We start from the raw sequence: 21,338 nt of genomic DNA, 5'->3' as shown, positions 1-21,338 counted from the left end.
ACTTTTGCTTTGCCACGGAACGGTCTGCGTTGTCGGGAAGATACGTGATCTGATCCTTCAACTCAGCAAAAGTTCGATTTATTCAACAAAGCCCTACTTAGGGCGAACTTTTGAGTAGTGGCTGCTGCAAAAGGTGCGTAATAGTTTTTGATTGTGGTGTGCACAGAGCAGCCGCCATCAGCGCCGGAGCAACCACCACCACTCTCTGTATAGGTTTTAGTCGTGTAGTAGCCATAAGAACCGTCAGGAAGCTCACTGACATTAACTCTTATCGTGGCATTACCTACCCCCTCATGCGTGGGTAATACCTGACTGGTCTGAGTAACGTTCAGCCCCTCCCGCGTATTCAGCAAATGTCCGGTATTGATTGTAATATCGCCGTTTTGGGTCTCAATCGTTCCGGAGTTATTAACCACCTCGCCATTAGCATTGCCCGTTGCATCGCGCTGCATCCATAGGCTGTTGCCAGCTAAGATATCGGCTTGCTGATTACGAATGCTGTTAGCGAACAGATACAGATTCTGTCCGGCGTACAGCAGTGCGGTGTTGACGATATTGCCGGGGGAAGTGATGGTGAGATTGCCGCGCGTGCCGGTAAAGCCATTAAGATCGACATCGCTGCGGCTGGTAAGGGTTACGTTCCCGCCACCCTGAAGCGTACCTGCGCCGTTCATCATAATACGACTGCCGCTAAGGCTACTGTCGCCGGTGCCGGTGGTGATTTGACCGTTATTGGTCAGATCGCCGCCGGCACTTAGCGTCACCGCCTGACCCTGCAGGGTTGCCTGATTATCAATCGCACCGTTACTGACGATGGAGAGGTGATTTCCTGCTGCCAGAATATTACGGCTGGTAAAACCGTTAACTAACTGCAGGGCGGCATCGCCCAGCGCCACAACCTGACCAAGCTGGTCAAACCCGTGGCTTTCAAGCAGCAAATTGCCGCCGCTGAACAATTTACCGCTCGCTTGCTGCGTCACCTGTGAGGCTTTAACGTTGAGCTGGTTGACGCCCAGCAGCGTGCCACCGTTAGTCAGCTGCGCATAATTTACCGTCAGATTGCCGCCTTGCGCGGTGCCCTGATTCTGTAATTGTGTGCCGGTCAGCGTACCCTGTTGATCCGCCAGCAGCGTACCGCTGTTGCTGGCATTATCGGCATTAAGTATCAGTTGAGCGGCCTGTAACCAGCCGCTATTGGTTAACTGCGGCGTGGTCAGCGTGATGTCGGCAGAAGAAAGTAGTTTGCCGCTATTGTTGGCCAGTCCGTATGCGGTGATGCGGCTGGTGGCGCCCTGAATCAGCCCATAGTTATAAAGTTCAGGTGTGGTGAGGGTCAGTCCGTTCTGACTGAGCAGAATGCCGTTGGCATTGTTGGTTAGCCGACCGCTGGCCGTCAGCAGCAGGCTGCTGTCGCCCTGTAAGCGACCGTTGTTATCAACCGCACCGCTGGTCAGTATCAGCTCTTTACCCTGTATCTGTCCGCCGTTGTTAACCGCCGCTGCCTGCAACGCCAGCTTGCCGCCGGTTAATAGTGAGCTGTTCTGCTGCTGGGTTAATGCGTCGCTGAGGGTGACGCCGAGTGCATTAACGCCTGAAATAGCACCACCATTATTAAGCGTTACGCCCTGCAACGACAGGTTTTGGGCTATCCACTGTCCCTGATTAGCGAAGTTGAGCGCATTGAGCGTTGCGGTGCCATTAGCGGTAATTTTACTGCCTGCAGTGGAGGTAAGGGTATCTCTGAGAGTGAGTTGCAGGCCGTCAGCGCTTTGGATCGCGCCGCCATGAGTCAGGCTGGTGGCATCCAGCAGAATTTGCTGGCCCTGCCATGTTCCGTTATTAGTGACCGCGTCACCCTGGAGTTGCAGCGTTCCCTGGGTTAGCAGTTTGCCGCCCGCATTATTGGTTATCATGCGCGCTGGCTGAGCCTGTGCGACTAGCATCCGCAAGTTACGGGTCTGGGCTGGGGCAAGCGTCAGCGATTGCAGTCCAATCAGACTGCCCTGATTAGTGACGTTCGCCGGGGTAATGGTTAGCGTATCGCCCTGCACGGTACCACTGTTATTAAGCGCACCACCGTTAAGATTTACGGCTTTTTCTGCCAGTAACGATCCTTTGTTTACCAGGCTTTGAGCATTAACCTGTGCTGTTCCCTGTGACAGCAGTTCACCGCTATTACTTAACTCACCGCTAACCGACGCCATCAGGCCGCTGCTGCTCAGCAGAGAACCCTGATGTTGCCAGCTACCGGCGCTGATGTGCAGGTTATCGCCCTGTAACGTCCCTGCCGTATCCAGACGGGTAGCCTGCAACCACAGATCGCCAGCCGTCAGTGCTTTACCGCTGGCATATTGAGCCAACGTACCGTTAGCCTGGATATCCAGTGCCGCGCTTCCCTGCCACAACCCGCGGTTCTCCAGCGTATCCCCGCGAAGGTCCAGGTTATCCGCCATCATTTTACCGCTGTTGAGCAGAGTGGATGCCGCAAGCGTGGCGCTGCCGCCTGAGCGCAGATCGCCGCGGTTATCCAGCAGCCCGTCAGACGATCCACTCAGTGACGCAAACCCGTTCACCGTGCCGCTGTTAGTCAACGAGTCGAAATGATAAGTGAGATTATTGCCTTGCCAGACACCCTGATTGCTGGCAGTGACGCCCTTCAGCATGAGTTCGCCACCGCTAAGTATCTGACCCGCGCTGAGATTGTTGAGCTGACGGAAGTCGCCGGAAACACCGGCATCACCCTGCAATAACCCCTGATTATTCAACGTATCACCGGTTGCGCTAAGCTGCTGAGCCGTAAACGTACCGGCATTGTCCAGCCTGTCAGCGTGCCACTCAGCCCGCTGCTGCGCTAACAACAACCCTGCGGCGTTGTTGTTCAGCGTGCCGTTCAGCTGGGCATTGATGCTGGCGGCCGTGAGCTGACCACTGTTGCTAAAGTCGCGTCCAGTGAGGCTAAAGTTGCCAGCGACCTGAAGCAGTCCGTTATTAGTCAGCTCAGCCGGAGCAAGATCAAGATCGCTGCCGCTAATCAGCTGGCCGCCGCTGGCATTAATAATATTTTTACTGTCCAGCATCAGCGCACGGTTGCCTTGCAGCAAGCCTGCATTGGTCAGCTGTGCTGCGGTAACGCTGAGGCGAGCTGCAGCCAGGGAGCCGCTGTTGCTGATTTCGCTGCTGAGCAGGTCGAGGTTGTGTTCGCTTAACAGCGTGCCGCTGTTTACCAGCGATCCGCTAACGTCGGCAGTAAACTGCGCGTCCGCCCGCGCGCTGCCCGCATTGTTTAAATTTTGCAGCGTCAGGCCGAGTTGACTGGCCTGCAGTGAACCCTGGTTATCCAGCGTGGTGGCCTGGGCTTGCAGGTTACCGGCGGTAAGCAATTGTCCGCTGGTCTGGTTGACGAGCCGATCGCCTTTCAACGTAAACGCGTTATTTCCCTGAATCAGGCCGCTGTTAATTAAATCACTCTGTAACGTGAGAACCTGGGCCATCAGCCAGCCACTGTTATCCGTCTTGCCAGCCTGCAACTGAACCTGCTGCTGACCAAGTATTTTGCCGCTGTTGCTTAACGTCTCTGCTGTCAGTTCAGCGTCGGCCGCACTTAAGGCATTACCCCGATTCAGCCAGTCGCGGGCCGTCAGTTTTAGCTGCTGACCTTGCAACAACCCACTGTTATCGAGCCGATCGGCCGCGGTCGTTAGCTGGCCGCCACTGAGTAACGTTCCGCTGTTGGTCAGCTGCTGACCGTGAGTTTGCAGAGACTGCTTACCCTGCAACATCCCACTGTTGTCTACTACGCCACTGTTAATACTGAGCCGATCTGCTGCCATCTGGCCGGCATTATCCAGTGAGGCATTCTTTAGATTCAGATCGTGATCGGCCAGCAGCAGACCAGACGGCCGGTTGATGAGATTAACGTTATTTGCGGTGATATCGGTGGCGTTGATTTCACCAGCATTGGTCAGGCTATTGCCATCCAGCGTCAGCGAGGCGCCACTGGTTATCAATCCGTAGTTAGTGAATTCCGGCAGATTAAGCGCAAAGCTGTTGTCTGAACTGACGGTGCCATTGCCGCGGTTAATCAGGCGGCCAGCGCTGAAACGCAGCGCGTGCGTGCCCTGAATCAGCCCGTCGTTGTCTGTGGATGCGCCAGCCAGTTGCAGTGCTTGCCGGCTCAGGATGCTGCCCGTGTTGTTCAGCGTCGCGGCGATAAGATCAGCGTCACCCAGGCTCAGCACATTGCCACTATTCTGCCAGTCGTTTGTCCGGAACGTTAGCTGCTGCCCCTGCAGCATGCCGCTGTTCAGCAGATTGCCTGAGGTGATCGCCAGCTGACCGTCACTGACTATCCTGCCGCTGTTGGTTAACCGCTCGCCTGCAGTCTGGATCGCCTGCTTTGCCTGTAGCGTCCCGTTATTGTCCACCTCTGCACTGCTAAGGCCCAACTGCGTAGCCGTCACTTTTCCGTTATTGCTGAGTGAATCGTTGGTCAGCTGCAGCGTATGCTCCGCCAACAGCGATCCGCCCTGCTGGTTGATCAGATGGGCAGTAGACGCTGTAAGATCCGCTGCGTTTATTTCGCCATTGTTGGTCAGATTCTGGCCGCCCAGTGACAGCGTCGCCCCACTGGAGATAAGCCCGCTGTTATTGAGATCCGGCAGGTTGAGTGCAAAGCTGTTGTTTGAGCTAAGCGTACCGCCTGCCTGATTATGGAAGCTGTTTCCGGTAAAGCTGAGCGCATTCGTGCCCTGTAGCAGGCCGTGGTTGCTGGTTGTGACGCTGTCTATTGTCAGCACAGGGGCTGAAATTACCCCCTGGTTCAGCAGATCATGTCCACTGAACGTCAGGCTGCCGGAGCCAGCGATCGTTGCACCGCTGCTGTTTTGCAATGTAGCCGCGTTTACGCTGGTTGCGCTGCCGGTAAGCATGCCGCCATTATTGACCTGCTGTGCCGTCGCCGACAGGGTTTTGCCGGCGGTAAACTGACCGCTATTGCTGAGCTGACTTTGCGCCTGAAGCCGGATATCGTCGCCTGCATTAGCGATAGCGAGCTTATCTGCGGTGATGGATGCGCCATTCAGCTTAATGCCGCGTCCGGCAGTGATACTGCTGTTGCCGGATGTCAGACTTCCCGTTGCCGAGACGGTAATGCCGGCATCACTGACCAGCTTAGTGCCGCTTAACGTGGCATCCTGTTGCGCAGCTACGGTGATTTGACCGGACGCTTTGTTTTCGCCGGTCAGCGTTACCGAAGTTGCTTTCGCCGTAAGTGCCCCGCTGCTCAGGCTGTTATTGATCACCAGTTTGCCGCTGGCATCCAGCTGAATATCACCCTGTTTAGCCACCAGATTGCCGAGATTTACCCCGACGCCCTTCTCGCTCGACACCAGGTGAATACGGTTGGCATACATGCCGCCCAGCGCGCCGGTATCCACCGCCACCGACGGTGCTGCATCTTCACCGGCAATCGGCGTTACGGAACCATCCGCACCGACGCGGTTGGCCCCGGTTGTGACCGTTAAATCTTTGGCGTGAATACCGGCGTTGATTTCGGTGGCGCGCGCAATAATTGACAGCGCATCACTCTGACTGCCGTCCAGTCCTTTGCCTTCAACGGTGATCGAGCCTTTAGTGACATCCAGAGAAGAGAGATTGCCGTTTGCATCCAGCTGCGGTTTACCGGTGGTAAGCGTGACGTTCGGCGTGTTGATGAAGCCGCAGCCGTTACAGGTAATGCCGTAAGGGTTGGCGACCATCACATTGGCCGCTTTGCCCGCCACTTCGGTATAGCCCTGCAGCTGTGATCGGTTCGCGCCGGTGACTTCATTGATGATCGCCTGCGCTTCATGGCCCGCTTTCAGATTGGGGTTGTTCTGGATCAGACCGCCGAGTTGCGTTGAATTAAGCTGGCCGGTGGTATTATTCAGGATCAGTCCTTCCTGCCCGACGTTGTACTGCTGGTACTGATTATGGGAAATCCCCGCGCCGTTCGGCGTCGCGATGTTGAGCACCGGCACGCCGTTAGCCGCCGCATCCAGTTTTGTCCCTGGGGTGACAGGCGTAATGGCCGCTGAAAAAGCAGGCAAAAGCGGCTGAAAGGCGACCAGACCACATACCAGATAACTGAGCAGACGGCGTGACAGTGAAACGGGTTGACGATTATCCATAATCTTTGCCTCTTAAAAAACCAGGGTGACGCGGGCGTAAACGTTGAGATGATCCGGGGCCAGATAGCTGGGATAGCTGACCGGAATGCCCAGCGTGAACTGGGTTGAGACGGTTTGATTGCGGGTGCCGATGCCGATTGCACTGCCCCATAAAGAACCTGAACCGTAAGGATCCTGCTGGTCACGCTTCAGCCAGCCGCCATCCAGCGCCAGCGTGCTGTTAACCTGGCCGATAACCGGTAACGTCAGCAGGGTATAGTTCAGTTCATTGCGCAGATAACCGCCGACGTTGCCAGAGAGATACTGCTCTTTAAAGCCACGCACCGAACTTTCACCACCAATAGTCAGGCGTTCACTGCCATACAGACGATCGGGCGTCCACTGGCTGTAAAAGCTGCTGAGCCACCACACATCCTGTGTTACCGGGCGCTGGAAACTGCCGCTGAGGCTCCATTTACGAAACTCTGCTTTTGGTAACGCGTCCGATTTACCCGCATCGCTCTCCGCATCAAACCACGGCATTCCGCGGCTAAACGTCGGATTAAACGTGGCGACGCCACCAAAGATTTTTTGGGTATGATTAACGCCAGCCTGCAGGCTGGTCAGCTTGCGACTGCTGCTCTGAAGCAGTGTGCTGTTGAGGTAGTTGTGGCTGACATAGTGATTCAGACCGAGTTGCACCCCGGTTTTGACATCTCCATTACGGAACAGTACCCATGATCCATTCAGACGATGAGAAACGTTGTCTCCGTTGCTTAGCCAGCTGAAGTTGTTGTTAACGAAGCTGCTGTGGTAGTTGCTCCAGCTGTAACTGTAATCCAGCAGACCGTAGCCATACGGCACGCTGACGCCTGCCTGGAGATTTTGCGCGTCACGCCACTCACTAAAGGCGCTACTCCGCCCTCCACTGACAAACCAGCGATCGGCAATGCCCAGCAGATTATTTCCTGTCAGTGACGCGGAAAGTTGCCCGGTGCCGGTGCTCTTCTGTCCGCTATTGTCAGCGTTAAGCATCAGGGATAGCGGAAACTGCGGTTTAGCGGTGAGATTCACAATGGAATAGCCCGGCTGTGGCGCAGGCTGGATTTCGATTTGTACCGGCGTGTTTCGCACCCGATTAATCTGCTCCATGCCCTGCTCTATATCCCGCAGGTTAAGGATCCTGCCTTCCAGACCCGGGAATGCCATTTTTAGCTGGCGAGAGGCACTGCCCTCAAGACGAATACTTTCCAGTTTACCTTCCAGCACCGTGATACTGAGCTTACCTTGTGTCAGGTCCTGTTCGGTTAAAAAAGCGCGGCTGGTGATATAACCGCGCTGAATATACCATTCGGAAATATTACGTATGAGCTGTTTAATTTCACTTAAATGCAGACACTGATTCAGATAAGGTTGCGTGAGACGTGTAGTGGTCGCTTCAGATAACAGGCTTGCGTGCGCAATAATAATTTGCGGGATTGGAAAACAGGGGCCCTGTGGATCATCCTTAGACAGTGCAGGCAGTGTAATCTGATGCGCATTTAGCAGCGTATCGCGCTGCTGCTGATTATCCTGCAGGCGTTGTTGCTGTTGTTCCTGAATCTGATCGCGGTCTGCCGGGCTCAGCGGCGCAGCTGAAACCTGAAAAGTTATTAGTGCGGCAAGCAATATCCGCCACTTCCCTGTTTTGGCTATCATAGTTAAATGCTTAAGTAATTGTGATTGTAAATAATCCATTTGTAATGAAAAGCAGAATAACATCTCAACAATCGGATAAAAGTGATAATGAACAAATAACGAGAATAGTTTTTTACAGCTAAAATAATGAGTGGGATGTCGTTACTTAAGTTAAATAGTCAGGTGTTTTGAATATTCTTACTTGTTGAATCGCTGGGTGAACTATTAATTGTTACGCTGAGGGTATTTCATCGGATGTCAGAATTTACTGTAATTATTAACCAATCATTTACCAGAATTTCTTTCTCCCGACAGATTAGTGGTAGAGATAACGCGAATATCCGCCTTGAAAAGCGCAAAAAACAGTACCAGCCTGGCGCTGGTGGGTTTTGACGTTTAATCGCTACCACAGCGAAAATCAGGGTTTACCGACTGATTCCGACATTGCTGCGTAATGACGAGTCGCATGCTCCCGGCTTTACCCGTCAGAAATATTATATTCATATAAATCAATGCATTGATTGCCAATAAGCTTTCATCGTCGCCAATTGTGATGAAATTGTGATCTGCCTCGCCAATCACATTCATCATGTGTTGTTATATTGGTTATGAGTCATCTCGTCACTAAATCATTTGGCTGATTATCCATGACCCGCGCCGTTCAGGGACATGCGGCTTTCTGCTGGCGTTATTTCGACGAGCTGCTCGTAACCCTACAACCCTGAAAATTAAAAAAGGTAACGATATGGAAAGCCAGGATCTGCAACGCAAGCTCGGCTTCTGGGCCGTGCTGGCAATTTCCGTCGGAACCACCGTCGGTTCCGGTATCTTCGTTTCGGTGGGTGAAGTTGCAAAAGCGGCGGGCACGCCGTGGCTTACCGTGCTGGCATTTGTTATTGGCGGGCTTATCGTCATTCCCCAGATGTGTGTCTATGCGGAACTCTCTACTGCCTATCCTGAGAACGGCGCCGATTATATTTACCTGAAAAACGCCGGCAGTCGTCCGCTGGCATTTCTGTCTGGCTGGGCCAGCTTCTGGGCGAATGATGCGCCGTCACTCTCGATCATGGCGCTGGCGATTGTCAGTAATCTGGGCTTTCTGATCCCACTCGATCCGCTGAGCGGCAAGCTGGTAGCGACCGGGCTGATTCTGGCTTTTATGTTGCTGCATCTGCGTTCGGTAGAAGGCGGAGCCACCTTTCAGACGCTGATCACCATCGCCAAAATCATTCCTTTTGTCATCGTGATCGGCATCGGTATCTTCTGGCTAAAAGGTGACAACTTTGTCGTCGCGCAGAGTACGGTAACGACCAGCGCGACAGCAGGCTTTATGGCACTGCTGGCGGGAATTTCAGCCACCAGCTGGTCCTATACCGGCATGGCGTCGATCTGTTACATGACCGGCGAAATCAAAAATCCGGGCAAAACGATGCCACGCGCCTTGATTGGATCCTGCCTGCTGGTTCTGGTGCTCTACTCGCTGTTAGCGCTGGTGATTTCAGGGCTAATGCCGTTCGACAAACTGGCTGCATCCGAAACGCCGCTCTCCGATGCTCTCACCTATATACCGGCGCTCGGTAGCGTAGCGGGTATTTTTGTCGCGGTGACGGCCATTATTGTCATCCTCGGCTCGCTCTCCAGCTGTGTGATGTATCAGCCCCGGCTGGAATATGCGATGGCCAAAGACAAGCTGTTTTTCAAAAGCTTTGCTCACGTTCATCCCCGATTCAACACGCCGGATGTCTCGATCATTTTGCAATGCGCACTCGGTATTTTCTTTATCTTCGTTTCCGATCTCACCAGCCTGCTCGGCTACTTTACGCTGGTAATGTGTTTTAAAAACACCCTCACCTTCAGCTCCATCATCTGGTGTCGCAAACGCGACGATTACAAACCGCTGTGGCGCACGCCCGCCTTCGGTCTGATGACCTTCGCCGCTATCGCCTCCAGCCTGATTCTTGTGGCGTCTACCTTCGTATGGGCGCCTGTTCCGGGGCTTATCTGCGCCCTGATTGTCATCGCTACCGGTCTGCCCGCTTACGCCTTCTGGGAAAAGCGCAATCGCCGTCTGGCTCACGTTTCTTAACCCTGTCTGGAGAGTTGTTTCATGTTGAATATTGATAAACGCAGTGTGGATTTTCTGGTAACTGAAAATATGGTACCGGAAGTTGAAAAGATTCTGGAACGGGATGTGCCGCGCGTTGACGCCATGGTTGATGAGATGGTACAGCGCGGAATCGATCGCATCTACTTCGTTGCCTGTGGGTCACCGCTCAATGCCGCCCAGACGGCAAAGCACCTCGCCGATCGCTTCTCCAGCCTGCAGGTTTATGCGCTGTCCGGCTGGGAATTTTGCGATAACACGCCGCATCGTCTCGATGCGCGCTGCGCGGTTATTGGCGTCTCGGATTACGGTAAAACCGAGGAGGTGATTAAGGCGCTGGAGTTGGGTGCGGCCTGCGGTGCGTTCACGGCTGCCTTCACTAAACATCACGACAGCCCGATTACCCAGGCGGCTGACCATGTTCTGGCCTATGAAGCGGATTGTATCTGGGAGATACACCTGCTGCTCTGCTACAGCGTGGTGATCGAAATGATTACCCGTCTCTCACCGCATACCGAGATCGGCAAAATCAAAAATGACCTGCGTAAGTTGCCGCAGGCGCTGGGGCATCTGGTGCGCACATGGGAAGATAAAGGCCGTCAGCTTGGTGAACAGGCGAGTCAGTGGCCGATGATCTATACCGTATCGGCCGGTCCGCTGCGTCCACTCGGCTATAAAGAGGGCATTGTCACCTTAATGGAGTTTACCTGGACGCACGGCTCGGTGATTGAGAGCGGCGAGTTTCGTCACGGGCCGCTTGAAGTCGTCGAGCCTGGCGTACCTTTCCTGTTTTTGCTGGGCAGCGATGAGAGTCGTCATACCACCGAGCGGGCAATTCGCTTCGTGCGCGAGCGCACCGATAAGGTGATCGTGATTGATTATGCGGAGATTTCTCAGGGACTGCATCCGTGGCTGGCACCTTTCCTGATGTTCGTCCCGATGGAGTGGCTCTGCTACTACCTCTCTATTTATAAAGATCATAACCCGGACGATCGCCGTTATTACGGCGGATTGGTTGAGTATTAATCCTTTTGCCCGGCCTGATGAGGGCCGGGCGTAGCGACCAGGAGAAGCGAAATGAAAAAGGATAATGCAGCTGAAGGTGCAACAGCGCAGCCTGACGGGATTATGCGGTTGGCGACGGTAGGCGATAACTGCGTGGATATCTATCCTCAACTCAACAAAGCCTTTTCCGGCGGTAACGCGGTGAATGTCGCGGTCTACAGCAGACGTTACGCCATGCAGTCTGCCTGCGTGAGCTGGGTCGGTGACGATGCGTATGGCGCGCTGCTGAAGCGCGACCTGCTGCAACAAGGTGTCGATATTTCGCATCTTCACACTAAAGCTGGCGTGACCGCGCAGACCCAGGTTGAGCTGCGCGACAACGACCGCATTTTGGGCGATTACACCGAAGGTGTTATGGCGGATTTTACACTGACTAATGAAGATCTGGCATGGCTTAACGGCTTTGATATGATCCATTCGGCTGTCTGGGGGCATGCGGAATCGGCGCTGCCGGCGTTAAAAGCGGCGGGCAGGATCGTCTCCTTCGACTTTGCCGATAAATGGGAAAACCCGCTGTGGCAGAGTTTACCGCCGCATCTTGACTACCTGTTTGCGTCGGCGCATGTCGAATCGGCCTGGCTACGTGACCGACTGCAAACCGTAGTAGAGTGCGGCGCGGGCGTCGCGATTGCCACGCTGGGCGAAAATGGCAGTCTCGCCTGGGATGGTAAGCAGTTCTGGCGTATGCCGCCTGAACCGGTGAGCGTGGTGGATACGATGGGGGCCGGTGATTCTTACATTGCTGGCTTTCTCTGCGCGGTTGCTGCCGGCCTGCCGATCGTAAAGGCCATGCAGCAGGGATCGTGCTGTGCCGCCCGCACACTGCGCTATCATGGCGCCTGGTAATCCCTGCGTTGGCGTGACGCTGGGCGCGCCAACCCCTATGACTCCGCCCTAAAGCCTCCTATAATCACCTCCACTGTTTCCAACTGTCAGGGTCGACTCATGCCAGCGACGGCGCGATATTCACATCAATTGCTCTATGCCACGGTACGTCAGCGCCTGCTGGATGATATTGCGCAGGGCACTTACCTGCCGGGCCAGCAAATCCCGACCGAAAGCGACTTATGCAGCTTGTATAACGTCAGCCGCATTACCATTCGTAAGGCGATAACCGAGCTGGTTAACGATGGCGTATTGATCCGCTGGCAGGGGAAAGGCACCTTTGTGCAGAGCAAAAAAGTTGAGAACGCGCTGCTTACGGTGAGCGGTTTCACTGATTTCGGCGTCTCGCAGGGAAAACCGACGCGTGAAGAGGTGATTGAACAGGAACGTGTCAGCAGTGATCCCTTCTGCGAAAGGCTTAATATTGCTGGCAATGGCGAAATGTTTCGCCTGCTGCGGGTGATGTATCTTGATAACGAGCCGCTGTTTATCGACTGTTCGTGGATCCCCCTCTCGCGGTATCCCGGCTTTGATCAGGTTTATCGCGTCGGTGCGTCAACCTATAAACTTTTCCATGAAAAATATGACAGCCGCGTGGTCAGCGACAAAAAAACCATCGATATTTTCACCGCCACCAAAGCCGAAGCGCTCAGACTGCAGTGCGAACTGGGCGAACCGCTGTTTCGCATCAGTAAGATCGCTTACGACCAGCACGACAAACCGGTGCACTATTCAGAGCTGTTCTGTCGGGCAAACCGTGTAAGCCTGACAATTGATAACCATCGTCACTGAAAATCGCCGTATCGGCTGGGATGATGCTGAACCCAACCCTGAAGCTACATCGCGTCTGGATACCAGCCGCACGCGATCGCGTCTGGATGATCCCGCTATTCCAGAGCTGCGACACAATTACCGCCAGCGTGACGGAATGGATGTCGCTCACCCGGATGTGGCGTTACTGCACCAGGTGAGCTGACCGGCTTCGGCTACCTCAATTCAGCGCCTCACTGGCCGCTTTGGCAATGGCAATTTCATTTGGGTTGGCTGAGCCGCTGACGCCAACCGCACCGGTGACCTGACTATTCAGGGTGACCACCGACCCGCCGCCCAGCGGCACCATTCCCGGCAGCGTGGCGATGGCAGGTTCAGCGCCATTGGCACGCGCCATGTAGCGATCGGTTGAGGTGCGATAAAGCGCGGCGGCACGTCCTTTCTGGATCGAAGAGTCGATACAGCCGATAGGCGCATTATCCATTCGCTTAAACGCCAGCAGTTGGCCCGATTGATCCAGCACCGCGATGCAAACCTGCGCATTCAGGGTTTGCGCCTGCTTTTCAGCCCGGGCAATCATGTGCTGTGCATCTTCAGCGCTGAGGATCGTCTGGGTCAGGGTGGCATCAGCCGTCGCTGTCCAGAGCGTGGCGAGCATGCAGAGCGAGGTACAAAGTGTTTTCTTCATTGTTTCTCCTTTTACCGGTTCATTTTTTTGGCGCGATACTGCTTCAGCAGCAGGCAGATAAGCAGCAGCACCAGCAGACACAAAACGATCCACGGCGCGCGCTGCAGCCAGGGGTTGTTTTTAGGCTGTAGCAATACCTTTTCTACCTGCGCTTCGGTGACAGATTGATCGGGCTTACCAAATCGGGTTGAAACGTAATCCAGCAGGCGTGTCAGCTCGCCACGGCTCATCTGATGGGCGAAGGCAGGCATAAAAGCGTGCCCGGCCTCGGTGGTACGATTGACCCCTTCAGCAACGGTCATAATCAGATTGGCGGGATCGGCCGCAATCACTGCAGAGCTGCCGGTTAATCGCGGAAAGGATTGCGGATTATCGTGAGTGCCTTCGCCCTCTGCCCCATGACAGCTGGCGCAGGCGGCATTGTAGAGCTGCGCCCCACTCAGATGATTGCCGGATATCGCATCCTCAAGCGTTGCCGCCGGCCCGGATTCAACCGACACCACGTTAAACTTGTCCGGCGCGGAAAGAGCCTGAGGTTTTGCCGGCGCTTCTCCCAGCGTTAACAGATAGCGGGCAATAGAGTGACGGTCATTATCAGTAAGACGTGAGAAGGAATTCTCTACGGCAGTGCCCATTTCACCCGCCGCAATGGCTTTGCCCGGCAGCGAGCCGGTTTTGAGATAGGTAGTCAGCGCCTGTTCTGACCAGTCATACAAATGGGCCTGAGTCAGATCGGGGGCATTCCAGCTGCCGACTTCGCCTCCACGCAAAAAGCTCCCGCTTTTCTCTGCCATCATCAGGTTGCGTGGTGAATGGCAACTGCCGCAGTGCCCCAGCGTTTTCACCAGATATTCACCGCGCGTTGTGCTGATTTGATCAGGACTTCCGGCGGGCAGGGCTTCCTGAGACAGAAACAGGGCATTCCAGACGGACATCATCGATCTGACAGAGAACGGAAATGGAAGCTGCGTCTCAGGCACGCGGTGATCTTCCGCCGGTACGCCGTAAATCAAGTAGTTGTAGAGTGCGTCAATGTCCGCATCGGTCATCGATGCGAAGGCGGTGTAAGGCATTGCCGGATAGAGATAACCGCCATCCGGTCGTCGGCCTTCCCGCATTACGCGCCGAAAGTCGCTCAGTGAATAACGGCCAATGCCATTCAGCCGTGAGGGAGAAATATTGGTGGCGATGATATCGCCCAGAGGAGATGAGATCCGGTAACCGCCAGAAAAGGGGTTGCCGTTATCGGGATTGCGGTGGCAGGCCGAGCAATCACCTGCAATCGCCAGATATTCACCGCGCTTAAGCGTCGCCTCATCAGGGGGTGCCCGCACCAGCACCGGAAGCAGCAACAGAAAGACCAGCGTCATTCGCATCATTACAACTCCCGAATCAGGGTGTCAGCCAGACGGAGCGCCAGCGCGATGCCGGTCAGCGTCGGATTCACCGTGGCTGAGGTTGGCATGACCCCGGTGGTGGCGAGAAACAGATTCGAATGATCCCAGCTGCGACAGTGCGCATCGACCACCGAGTCGCGTGGGTTGTCGCCCATAATCGTGGTGCCCATGATGTGATACTGATTACGCCATCCTGTGGGTGCCTCAACTATTTCGCCATTAAAGGCCATCAGAAAATTAGCGAAATCCCGGTAAGCCTGTGCACGCATGCCGCGGACATAACCGTCCAGCTGATAGTTCACCTGCAGCATGGGTAGTCCGATAGCATCACGCCGGCTCGGGTGCGGAATCACGCGATTGGTGGGGCTGGGCAGAGTTTCACTCATGGTGCTGATGTTCATGATGCGCGAAGCGCGATCGCGAATCGCCGCATCAAGTTCACGTCCCATCAGCCCTTGCTTTAGCAGTGACGGTGTCACGTCAATATTCGGCACCAGATTGCGCAACGAATAGCGAATGGCAGAGTGTTGGGCACGGCTCGGCTCATCGCGTCGGGTGGCAATACTGCCGTGCTGAACGGAACCACGGCCTGTCCAGAGGGGTTCATCCGCCAGAAACGTCATGCTTAAACCGGTGTGATCCATCAGATTGCGGCCAACCTGATCGGAACTGTTCGCCACCTCCGACATCAACAGCAATTTTGCAGTTTCCAGCCCATGGGCAGCCACGATGAATTTTTTCGCGCGGAGTCGCACATTACGGCCGTCAGGTTTGCGGTAGTGCACCGCGACGATCTGATTGCCAGCGCCCTTCTCCAGCTGCCAGGCGACCGATTCAGTGCGCAGATCAACGCCCAGCGCCACCGCTTTATCGACATGCATATCACCGGAATACATGGCACCGATGGGACAAACCGGTTCGCAGTTGTTGTTGCCGGCACAGGCTGGACGACCATCGTAAGGCTGCGAAATCCGGGCATGCGGTTCATGTATCACCTGGTAACCGAGCGGCCCAAGTCTGGCCTGCATCCGTTGCACCATGTAGGGTTTGGCTTCCGGTGGCAAAGGATAAGGCGCGGAACGCGGTGGCCATGCCGCCCGGCCCTGACCGCTTTGATCCTCATCAGCGCTGCCCACTACGCCAATTTCACGCTCGGCGAGAAGATACCAGGGTTCGAGATCGTCATAATCTATCGGCCAGTCGCGGCCAACGCCGTAAACGCTTTTTAGTTTGAAATCATTCGGCAACAGCCGCCAGCAGGCGGATGCCCAGTGGCGGGTACTGCCGCCAGCCACTTTCAGAAAGCTGGTGACATACTGAAAATCCGCATCGCCGTGCGCCTCAATGTAGCCATCGGTATAACTATTGGGTGCCCAGGGCAGGTTCGGATAAGGCGCGCACCAGTTACGCTTGCTGGCGCTGTTGCGGTAATTTTCTACCACTTTCCAGCGCGGAATGTAGGGTCCCGCCTCCAGCATAATCACCGACTTGCCGGCTCTGGCCAGTTGACAGGCTGCGTTGGCGCCCAGTGCGCCAGAGCCAATAATCACCACGTCGGCATCATACTGCGTCATGATTTACGTCCTCTGCATGGCTCAGCAGACGCACCGCATCGGCATGGGTTCTGGCTCGCCCTTCCACCATCGCCAGCCATTCGGGCTGCGGCTCGGTGATAACGCGGGCTGCACGCGGTGAGTCGGTGCCCCAGGCGGTGATGTTTTCCGGCATCGGGGGCGCAGTTACACCCTCTGGCACCGCCTGCCAGTAATCATGTCCGCGCTGGGAATAGGAGGGGCGTGGCGTAATACTGGCCGTTGGCTCATACATCAATGCCGAGAGGAACGTGACAAACTGCGCGTCGTCAGTGGCGCGGGTAATGGCAGGATTACCGGTATAGCCCAGATACCACGGCGTGATAATGGACAGCGCGGTTGTAACCTCCTCTTCAGAGAGCTGCGCGAGACGCTCTTCCGGCGACAGGTGGATATGGCGACGTAAGCGTTCAGCCAGCCGCGTAAGTTGCTGGTCAAAATCGTGCGTCTGGCGGGATAGCAACAGATAGAGACGCTGACAGATGGCCGGATCCAGTCCCTGTCGACCCGTTAAGGTCTGGCTGACAAAAAGTAATGTCTCTTCACTGCCGGACCCGGCCAGCGCAGCAGGCATGATAGCGGGCACGCTGATAATGACGCTTGATGAAATCATCATGCGCAGGAATGTACGCCTGTTCATTTTTCCTCCAGGTGTAGGTAGGGTAAGAAATAATGCGGATTAAACGGCGTATTTTTTATTTTGAATCCGCTGATTCAGCCATTTATCGATGCTCCAGGGGCCGGCACCGTGAATTATTAGCATCAGGAATCCGGCGCAGCAGGATATATTTTTCAGCCACACCATCAGATGGGCGTGCGAATAACCGGGATAAAAAAGAAATGCGGAAAGCAGAGAAAAAATCACCATGAAAATGCAAACAAAACGGGTTAAAAATCCGAACGTTATGGCGAGACTGCCTGCAACTTCCAGCAAAATAACCCACGGTAGAAAATAATCTGACACGCCGTTTTGACGCATCAAAATTAAGTTCTCATCGTAATGAATTATTTTATCGATGCCGGATGTGAAAAAAAGTGCGACAGCGAGCAGGCGCGATAAAGCCCAGATAAACATTTTATAATTTTTCATTTTTTATTAGCTTGAGGTAAGCGTTGTTATTTTTAAAATAGGCCTCAATCAATAAATTTTTTTTGACTTTTTGTGCGGTGAGTCATTTCACCGCATCGCCATCGCGCTCAAAAAGGTTTCACCACTGCCAGCGTTTTTCAGCCAGCTCAACCAGCAATCGTGCGGCTGGTGTCAGTTCGCTCAGCGATCGGTATTGCCAGCCAAAAGTCCGCGGCATGATCACCAGCGGCAGTGTGATTTCTACCAGCGACGGTGGAGTCATCTCCTCCTGCAACAGGCGGCGCGAAAGAAAACTCAACAGCTGAGTCTGCGCCAATACCTGGCGAAGCGGCGATAAAGTATTACTCTCCATCTGCACTTTTGGCGCGGCATAGCCGCCGCTCAGCAGGCGTTGTTCAAGCCACTGCCGGGTCGCAACCTGCGGCGAGGGTAATAACCACTGAAAACGGTTCAGTTGTTCAGGCGTGGGATGCAAACCCGCCAGTGGATGAAAGCAGCTGGCAGCCACCACCACTGGATCTTCCATCAACGGGCGGGTAATAAATTCATCGCTCTTATCCGGTAAAAATCCCAGGATCAAATCCAGTTTGTTTTCCCGCAGCCGTGACTGCAGCAGATCGTTCAGCCCTACCTGCACTTCAAGCACCACGGTAGGCGCATGCTGCAGTAATTCACGGGTTAAATGCGGCAGCATAAATTCGGCTGCGGTAGCTGCAACACCGAGGCGGATCACCCCGGCGGTTCCCGCGCCGAGGGCATTTAAATCCTGCTGCGTCACCTGCATCAGGTGCAGAACTTTTTGAGCGCGTTCACAAAGTAGTAACCCTGCTTCCGTCAATTGTATCCCGCGTCCCACCTTCAGAATCAGCCGCGTTGAGCATGATTTTTCCATGCGCTGAATGCACTTTGTCAGCGCCGGCTGAGTAATACCAAGGGCTTGCGCCGCTTTGCCAAGGTGAGCGGTTTCACGTACCACCACCAGGTAACGCAGGTCTTTAAGCTCCATTCATTCCTCGCAGGAATCAAATCATAAAGAACAGAGAATATTATTTATCAATTCAACCTGCCAGGCTAAATGAAAATTAACACTGGAGTAACACATGAGCTGGAGAATCCTGATGACCGCCCCGACGTTAGGGGCCGGAGGACAACACGCACTGGCCGAGGCAGGATGCGAAGTACATTACCTGCATGACAGCCAGGATGAGGCCGAGGTTGAGAGAGTGATGGCGCGCATCCCTTTTGATGCGGTTATTTCCCGCACGGTTGCCCTTTCCCGTCGCGCCATCACCGCCTGCCCGAGCCTGAAGGTGATTTGTAAACACGGCGTTGGCGTCACCAATATTGACGTCGAGGCGGCTACCGAACAGCACATTCCGGTATTTACCACGCCCGGCACCAATGCGCAGTCGGTGGCTGAACTGACCATCGGCTTGATGCTGAACGCGGCACGCCGCATAAGCTGGTATCAACAGGAAATCGAGGCGGGTCGCTGGACCCGCAACGGCGGCGGTATTGAACTCAGCGGCAAGACGCTGGGTCTGGTGGGCTTTGGTGAAATTGGCCAGCGGGTTGCCCGTATTGCACACGCAATCGGGATGCGCGTCTGCTTTTACGATCCGGTGGTTGGCGATCAGCAGACAAATCTGCCTGGCGAACAGGTCAGTTCACTGGACAGCCTGCTGACCCAAAGCCACGTAATCAGCCTGCACTGCCCGGTCAATGCGGCAACACGTCAGATGCTGAACAGCTGCACGCTGGCGCTGTTACCGCCCGGCGCGGTGATCATCAACACCGCGCGCGGTGAGTTAATCGATGAAGCCGCGCTGGATGCGGCGCTGCGTAACGGTCAGCTTTTCGCAGCCGGACTGGATACCGTCGCCTCGGAGCCTCTCCCCGCCGATCACCCTTTTCGCACGCTGAACAATCTGCTGCTGACGCCGCACATTGGCGGCTCGACACCTGAAGCGCTGGATGCGGTGGCGCGTTTTGCGGCGCGTCAGTGTCTCGATTTTCTGGCAGGTCATGCGGTAAATCCAGTGACCTGTGTTAACCGAACTGTACTTAAGGAACGCTCATGACAACCGATAACCGCTGGCCTGCTGGCTATTTTATTGGGCAACGTGGATCCCTGCCCGATGCTGACACCATCGACGCCTTCCGCCGTTTACCGGTGCCGAATATCGGAGACTGCATGGGACGCAGCTGCGGCGCATCCGGATTACAGGCTTATCATAATGACCCGCAGCATGTACTCTGCGGCCCGGCGCTGACGGTCAAGGTCCGTCCCGGCGATAACCTGATGATCCACAAAGCGATAGAGATGGCCCAGCCGGGCGATGTTCTGGTCATTGATGGATCGGGCGATCTTACCCAGGCGCTGATCGGTGGGCTGATGCGTACCTCCGCGCTGGCGAAAGGTATCGCGGGTTTTGTCATTGATGGCGCGATTCGGGACATCAACGAATGGGCAGAAGGCGGCGTCGCTCTCTGGGCCCGGGGAAATACGCTGCGCGGGCCCTCGAAGGAAGGCCCTGGCGAGATCAACGTCACCATACAGTGCGCGGGGCTGGTGGTGGCACCAGGCGATTTAATCGTTGCCGATGCGGATGGTGTGATTGCGATTCCACAGCAGCAGCTCGCGTCGTTACTGCCCCGGGTACGTGAACATGAGCAGCGCGAAGCGCGCATTCGCGAAAATAACCGGCAGGGCACCGCCGATCTGGAACGTTTTAACGCGATTTTACGTGCTAAGGGGTGCCCGCTGTGATCAATAAAAAACATACCCGCTCGCTCAGCCTGCTGACACTGCTGTCGGCAATGATGACAACAACCTGTGTCGCTGCCGAGGATCAGCTGCCGGTTCAGTTGCCGACGCAGCAGGACAGTCGTTTGCAGCAGGTTGAAACTTCACCGCGCGTCTGGAATGGCGTTACGGTCAGCGCGGATGGGCGCATTTTTGCTTCGCTGACACAGTCTGAAGGCACCGGTTTGCAGCTGGCTGAAGTGAAGAACGGGCAACTCGAAGCCTGGCCAGACAAGGCGTGGAATCAGTGGGATAGCAAGGACCCGTCCCATCATTTTTTACATGTTAATGCGCTGCGATTTGGCCCTGATGGCGATCTGTGGGTCATGGATGCTGGCAATAAAGGGATCGGTACCGGCGACAAAGCGGTAGAAGGCGGCGCCAAACTGGTACGCATCAATATTCAGACGCGCAAAGTTGTGGCGAGCTATCTCTTCAGGGCTCCCACGCTGAAGCCCGCCAGCTATCTGGATGATGTCCGTTTTAATGGTGATTTTGCCTATATCACTGACCCAGGCGCAGTCGGGCTGGTGGTGCTGAACCTGAAAAATGGCCAAAGCTGGCGCGTGCTGGATAATCACCCGCTCTCCATCGATCATCAACCAATCTATGCTGATGGGAAAAAGCTTTTCTTACGCGACGGGCGTGAAAAGCGGGTAGGACTGGATCAGCTCGAAGTCTCTCCTGATGGCAAATGGCTCTATTACCAGGCTATTCCGGGGCCGATGGCGCGAATAGAGACCCGTTATCTTAATGATGCAACGCTAACGGCTGAAGAGGTTGCCCGTCACACACAGAAGTTTGTTGAAACCTGGAGCACCGGTGGTACCGCTATTGATGCTGACGGCAATCTCTATGCATCGGATATCAACACGCGTTCGGTGAAACGTATTACCCCGCAGGGTGATGTGAGCACGGTGATTCAGGATCCCCGACTGGTCTGGATTGATGCGATGTGGATCTCTGAGGGGCAACTCTGGATGCCATCGGCGCAGATTAACCGGACTCCGGCGACAACCGGCGGTAAGCCGTCTGTGGTGGAGTACCCGGTTAAGCTCTATCGGCTGAGTTTGCCGGTCGCGCCTTCACCGCGCGATCATCAATAATTGACAGGCCC

17 protein-coding genes are annotated in these 21,338 nt (G+C 55.0%); 8 read left to right on the top strand and 9 right to left on the bottom strand.

Translation table 11 applies throughout. From position 1 onward, the window contains the following. The 3 genes from ABIB18_RS20170 to ABIB18_RS20160 all read right to left on the bottom strand — a co-directional run. A partial coding sequence (locus ABIB18_RS20170; protein ID WP_225385476.1) for a hypothetical protein occupies nt 1-61 on the bottom strand: 61 nt, incomplete at its 3' end. Between the two features lies 1 nt (nt 62). After that, on the bottom strand, nt 63-6,167 hold the full coding sequence (locus ABIB18_RS20165) for a two-partner secretion domain-containing protein (protein ID WP_354475428.1): 6,105 nt from the start codon (nt 6,165-6,167) through the stop codon (nt 63-65). A gap of 12 nt (nt 6,168-6,179) precedes the next feature. Further along, nucleotides 6,180-7,844 carry a ShlB/FhaC/HecB family hemolysin secretion/activation protein gene (locus ABIB18_RS20160; protein WP_354475426.1) on the bottom strand — a complete coding sequence of 555 codons (1,665 nt, stop codon included), beginning with the start codon at nt 7,842-7,844 and terminating at the stop codon, nt 6,180-6,182. 724 nt (nt 7,845-8,568) lie between these two features. Here ABIB18_RS20160 and frlA point away from each other — a divergent pair. The 5 genes from frlA (at nt 8,569) to ABIB18_RS20135 (ending at nt 12,853) form a co-directional block, all read left to right on the top strand. Continuing rightward, complete coding sequence (gene frlA, locus ABIB18_RS20155; protein ID WP_089562206.1) at nt 8,569-9,909, top strand: fructoselysine/psicoselysine transporter FrlA; 1,341 nt, start codon at nt 8,569-8,571, stop codon at nt 9,907-9,909. A 21-nt stretch (nt 9,910-9,930) separates the two neighbouring features. Beyond that, entirely contained in the window at nt 9,931-10,953 is a 1,023-nt protein-coding gene (frlB, locus tag ABIB18_RS20150) for a fructoselysine 6-phosphate deglycase (protein ID WP_354475424.1), read from the top strand. A 99-nt stretch (nt 10,954-11,052) separates the two neighbouring features. Further along, nucleotides 11,053-11,838 (top strand): fructoselysine 6-kinase, encoded by a 786-nt coding sequence (gene frlD, locus ABIB18_RS20145; protein WP_152659118.1) that lies wholly within the window; start codon nt 11,053-11,055, stop codon nt 11,836-11,838. Nucleotides 11,839-11,937: 99 nt separating this feature from the next. Beyond that, nucleotides 11,938-12,669 carry a GntR family transcriptional regulator gene (locus ABIB18_RS20140; RefSeq protein ID WP_031378111.1) on the top strand — a complete coding sequence of 244 codons (732 nt, stop codon included), beginning with the start codon at nt 11,938-11,940 and terminating at the stop codon, nt 12,667-12,669. Continuing rightward, nucleotides 12,650-12,853 carry a hypothetical protein gene (locus ABIB18_RS20135; RefSeq protein WP_031378110.1) on the top strand — a complete coding sequence of 68 codons (204 nt, stop codon included), beginning with the start codon at nt 12,650-12,652 and terminating at the stop codon, nt 12,851-12,853. The genes ABIB18_RS20140 and ABIB18_RS20135 overlap by 20 nt, the downstream gene beginning before the upstream one ends. Nucleotides 12,854-12,868: 15 nt before the next feature. On the opposite strand, the gene ABIB18_RS20130 is transcribed toward ABIB18_RS20135, so the two are convergent. The 6 genes from ABIB18_RS20130 to ABIB18_RS20105 form a co-directional block, all read right to left on the bottom strand. After that, entirely contained in the window at nt 12,869-13,336 is a 468-nt protein-coding gene (locus ABIB18_RS20130; protein ID WP_031378109.1) for a GlcG/HbpS family heme-binding protein, read from the bottom strand. Nucleotides 13,337-13,347: 11 nt separating this feature from the next. Beyond that, nucleotides 13,348-14,715 (bottom strand): c-type cytochrome, encoded by a 1,368-nt coding sequence (locus ABIB18_RS20125; RefSeq protein WP_354475421.1) that lies wholly within the window; start codon nt 14,713-14,715, stop codon nt 13,348-13,350. Then, complete coding sequence (locus ABIB18_RS20120; RefSeq protein ID WP_046289413.1) at nt 14,715-16,307, bottom strand: GMC family oxidoreductase; 1,593 nt, start codon at nt 16,305-16,307, stop codon at nt 14,715-14,717. The genes ABIB18_RS20125 and ABIB18_RS20120 overlap by 1 nt, the downstream gene beginning before the upstream one ends. Continuing rightward, nucleotides 16,294-16,965, bottom strand: a complete 672-nt coding sequence (locus tag ABIB18_RS20115; RefSeq protein ID WP_354475419.1) for a sugar dehydrogenase complex small subunit — start codon at nt 16,963-16,965, stop codon at nt 16,294-16,296. Before ABIB18_RS20115 ends, ABIB18_RS20120 begins: the two co-directional genes overlap by 14 nt. A gap of 39 nt (nt 16,966-17,004) precedes the next feature. Further along, nucleotides 17,005-17,415: a DoxX family protein gene (locus ABIB18_RS20110; protein WP_031378106.1), complete on the bottom strand. Its 411-nt coding sequence runs from the start codon at nt 17,413-17,415 to the stop codon at nt 17,005-17,007. 118 nt (nt 17,416-17,533) lie between these two features. Next, the gene (locus tag ABIB18_RS20105) at nt 17,534-18,421 is read right to left on the bottom strand and encodes a LysR family transcriptional regulator (RefSeq protein WP_046289414.1); all 888 of its coding nucleotides are present in this window, start codon (nt 18,419-18,421) and stop codon (nt 17,534-17,536) included. Between the two features lie 94 nt (nt 18,422-18,515). Between ABIB18_RS20105 and ABIB18_RS20100 the strand changes: the two genes are divergently transcribed. From ABIB18_RS20100 to ABIB18_RS20090, 3 genes are read left to right on the top strand one after another with little or no spacing between them, the layout of a single operon-like run. Further along, nucleotides 18,516-19,496: a hydroxyacid dehydrogenase gene (locus ABIB18_RS20100; protein ID WP_354475416.1), complete on the top strand. Its 981-nt coding sequence runs from the start codon at nt 18,516-18,518 to the stop codon at nt 19,494-19,496. Then, entirely contained in the window at nt 19,493-20,185 is a 693-nt protein-coding gene (locus ABIB18_RS20095) for an RraA family protein (RefSeq protein WP_354475414.1), read from the top strand. The genes ABIB18_RS20100 and ABIB18_RS20095 overlap by 4 nt, the downstream gene beginning before the upstream one ends. After that, nucleotides 20,182-21,327, top strand: a complete 1,146-nt coding sequence (locus ABIB18_RS20090) for an L-dopachrome tautomerase-related protein (RefSeq protein ID WP_238585860.1) — start codon at nt 20,182-20,184, stop codon at nt 21,325-21,327. The genes ABIB18_RS20095 and ABIB18_RS20090 overlap by 4 nt, the downstream gene beginning before the upstream one ends. Nucleotides 21,328-21,338: the final 11 nt, after the last annotated feature.

The organism is Pantoea sp. UYEF8 (assembly GCF_040546285.1).
Taxonomy (GTDB): Bacteria; Pseudomonadota; Gammaproteobacteria; order Enterobacterales; family Enterobacteriaceae; genus Pantoea; species Pantoea brenneri.
This window is presented reverse-complemented; position numbering and strand designations above follow the sequence as displayed.